This window comes from Actinophytocola sp. (genome assembly GCF_035712165.1).
Taxonomy (GTDB): Bacteria; Actinomycetota; Actinomycetes; order Mycobacteriales; family Pseudonocardiaceae; genus DASYTH01.
The window spans coordinates 1-2,810 of sequence record NZ_DASTBH010000073.1; the positions used below are offsets into that span (position 1 = coordinate 1).

Genomic DNA, 2,810 nt, shown 5'->3' on the forward strand with positions numbered 1-2,810 from the left:
GCCGAGTTCCTGCGACGGGAACTGCTCGCGCCACTGGACATGGCCGACAGCATCGCCGACCTGCCAGCGGCGCAACGGATGCCGCCCGGCCACGAGTACTACTTCGGCAGGGTGCGCCGCGCACCGCGCACCTTCGACACCTCCGGCCTGCCCTACGGATACCTCGCCGGCAGCGTGACAGACCTCGCCCACCTGGCGATCCTGCACACCGACGCCGGCCGCTACCACGGCGAACAAGTGCTGTCCGAGGACGCCGTCGCCGGCCTGCACCGACCCGGGCCACCGGCGGCCGGCGGGCACTACGGGCCGGGTTGGCGCATCGGCACCCTGGGCCCGGTAGGCGCCCGGATCGTGTGGCACGCCGGCGCGATCACCGGCTACCACACCATCATGATCGCCGCTCCGGACGCCGGCTGGGCCGTCGCCGTCCAGCAGAACGCCTGGTCGCCGCTGCGCGACGGCTCACTCAACGCCGCCGGGTTCGGCGTGCTCACCCTTGCCCTGGGCGGCACCCCCGACCCGCCCCCGCCGGCCTCGGCCACCACACCCCTACTCGGGCTCGGCGCCGTCATCCTCATCCTGACCGCCGGGCTCATCCTGACGGCCCGTCGCCTCGTGCGCCGCGCCAGCAACACCCACCGCACCTGGCCCGTCCTCCTCGGTGCCGGCACCGCCGCCGCCGCGGGCCTGCTGTGCGCCACCGGCGCCGGGCTCTGGCTACCGCACACCGTCGACCTGGACCTACGGCACATCCTGCGGTTCCTGCCCGACATCGGCCACCTGACCATCACCGTGATCATCCTCGGGCTGGCGCTGACCGCCACCGCGACCGCCCTGCTCGTGCAGACCCTGCTGCGCCTGCGTTCCCGGCGACCGGCCGAACAGGCCTGAGCCGCGTCCCCGCACCGGCCGCCCGATCCCGCGCAACGGTGCCGTGGCCGCGGCGATCGCGACGCCCAGCCAGACGGTCCCGAGCGACCAGCAGGCCCAGCAGGTAGTCGCGGTCGTGCAGGCCGGGATTGTCCGGCACGCCGAACGGCCGGCACAGCAACGGCACGGCCACCATGGCGAGGATGCCGATGAGCACGCCGCCGGTCGCGACCGGGCCGCGCCAGCGTGCCGGCACCCGACGCGCGACGAGCAGCCCGACGGCTCCGATCATCGGGGCCAGCAGGCCGTCATGCAGCACCGGACCGCCGACGAGCCACGCGGCGAGTTGAAGACCGTCCCGCGCGGAGGCCGCCGCGATGTCCCAGACCAGCACAGCACCCCAGGCGATGCCGGCCAGTCCGGCCAGTCCCAGCAGCCCGCGGACGATCATCATGTGATCACCATCCGACGTACCCATTTGGTCTGCAGCACACCCGGCCGGCTCGGCGCGATGATCCGGCACGGATAGCCGCGATCCAGGTCGAGCACCTCGCCGTTGAGCCGCAGCGCGAGCAGCGTCAGCGGATCGGCGGTGTGCTCGCCGGGCAGCGTGCTTGTCCCGTACAAGCTGTTGCGTTCCAACGATTCCACCCGAACCCCCGCTGCGGGCCGGCCGCCCCGCGGCACGAAGCAGATCGGCGATCCGCACCCCGGTCCAGGTCGCCGACGCGCTCCACCCCTCCACGCACGAGATCGGCAGCCGCGCGGTGGTCTGCAGCATCGCGGCCAACTCTGCCAGCGTGAACGACCGCGAACCCGCCGCGGTGCGGTTGACCGGAAGCCCCTGCGGCCCCGGTCCGACCGCCACGCCAACGGCGAGACGTTGCGCAGCAAGGAAACGGTGCCGCCGACGGTCGCCACCACCGCGGCCCCGACGGCCAGCGCGGTTCCACGCAGGAAGCCCCGCCGGGACAGCGCCGCGCGACGCTGGGCCGGCGGGTCGGGGCCGAGCCGGGCCAGCCCGCGGCGGATCGCCGGCAGCTTCACCGCGACGTGCACCACGATCAAGCCCGCGGCGATCCACGCCACCGCGTAGTGCGCGGCCGGAAAGAAGAAGCCGAACACATAGTTCTGCGCCGAGTTGAACAACCCGGTACCGAACTCGAAGAAGGCGGCACCGACCAGCACCAGGATCGACAGCCGTTCCAGCGCGTGCGGTACCGAGCGGACCAGCGGCCGGCCGAACAGCTTCGGATAGACCGTCCACAACTTGGCCAGCAGCAACGGAACCGCGGCCACACCGGAGACCACGTGCAGGCCCTGGATGATCCGGTAGGCCTCGACCGGCCGACTCGGCCAGACGAACCAGGCCGGCGGGTGCTGGATGGCGTGGCTGAGCACACCCGTGACAAAGCAGATCGCGAACGCGACGCCGAGCCACAGACCGATCCGCACCGTCACCCGCTCGTCATGCGCCGCGCGACCGAAGTCGGACTCCCGAGGAATCACAACCGAATCCGGTCCCGGCTCGAACGCGCGACCTTGGCCGCGTCGACGCCGCCGGCCGGGCCCAGAGCGTCCTGTCCGACTGGCTCGACACCATCGGCCCCCTGCCGATCCTCATCGCCCTGGTCGTGCTGACCAGCGCCGCGATACTGCTGGCCCGCCGCAGGTCTGCCCGACGCGACGACAGTGGGACCCGGACCTGGTGAACCCAGGTCGGTGTTCGCCGCGCGGGCGTCACAGGGTGCGGCTGGTGAGCCGGCGCAGGGTTTGTCGGGCGAGCAGGGCGATGGCGACCGCGGTGAGGGCGGCGCCGATGAGCAGGCCGAGCCAGGTGGGGTGCCACAGGGCGGTGACGGTCCAGTAGTACGGAACGGCGCGCAGCGGCCAGGTGGCCGGGTCGGAGAGCCACCACAGGACGGGCGCGATGGCGGTGG

3 protein-coding genes and 1 pseudogene are annotated in these 2,810 nt (G+C 72.8%); 1 reads left to right on the forward strand and 3 read right to left on the reverse strand.

What is annotated here, in order from left to right; genetic code table 11:
* On the forward strand, nucleotides 1-891 hold an 891-nt coding region (locus VFO68_RS03390), incomplete at its 5' end, for a serine hydrolase domain-containing protein (protein WP_325156647.1).
* Here VFO68_RS03390 and VFO68_RS03395 read toward each other — a convergent pair.
* The 3 genes and pseudogenes from VFO68_RS03395 to VFO68_RS03405 all read right to left on the reverse strand — a co-directional run.
* A complete protein-coding gene (locus tag VFO68_RS03395; RefSeq protein WP_325156648.1) occupies nucleotides 797-1,324 on the reverse strand; it encodes a hypothetical protein in 528 nt (175 codons plus the stop codon). The two genes, VFO68_RS03390 and VFO68_RS03395, sit on opposite strands and share 95 nt — an antisense overlap.
* Nucleotides 1,321-2,379: pseudogene (locus tag VFO68_RS03400) on the reverse strand (molybdopterin-dependent oxidoreductase). Before VFO68_RS03400 ends, VFO68_RS03395 begins: the two are co-directional and overlap by 4 nt.
* Nucleotides 2,380-2,610: 231 nt before the next feature.
* The coding region (locus VFO68_RS03405; protein ID WP_325156649.1) for a hypothetical protein at nucleotides 2,611-2,810 on the reverse strand (200 nt) is incomplete at its 5' end.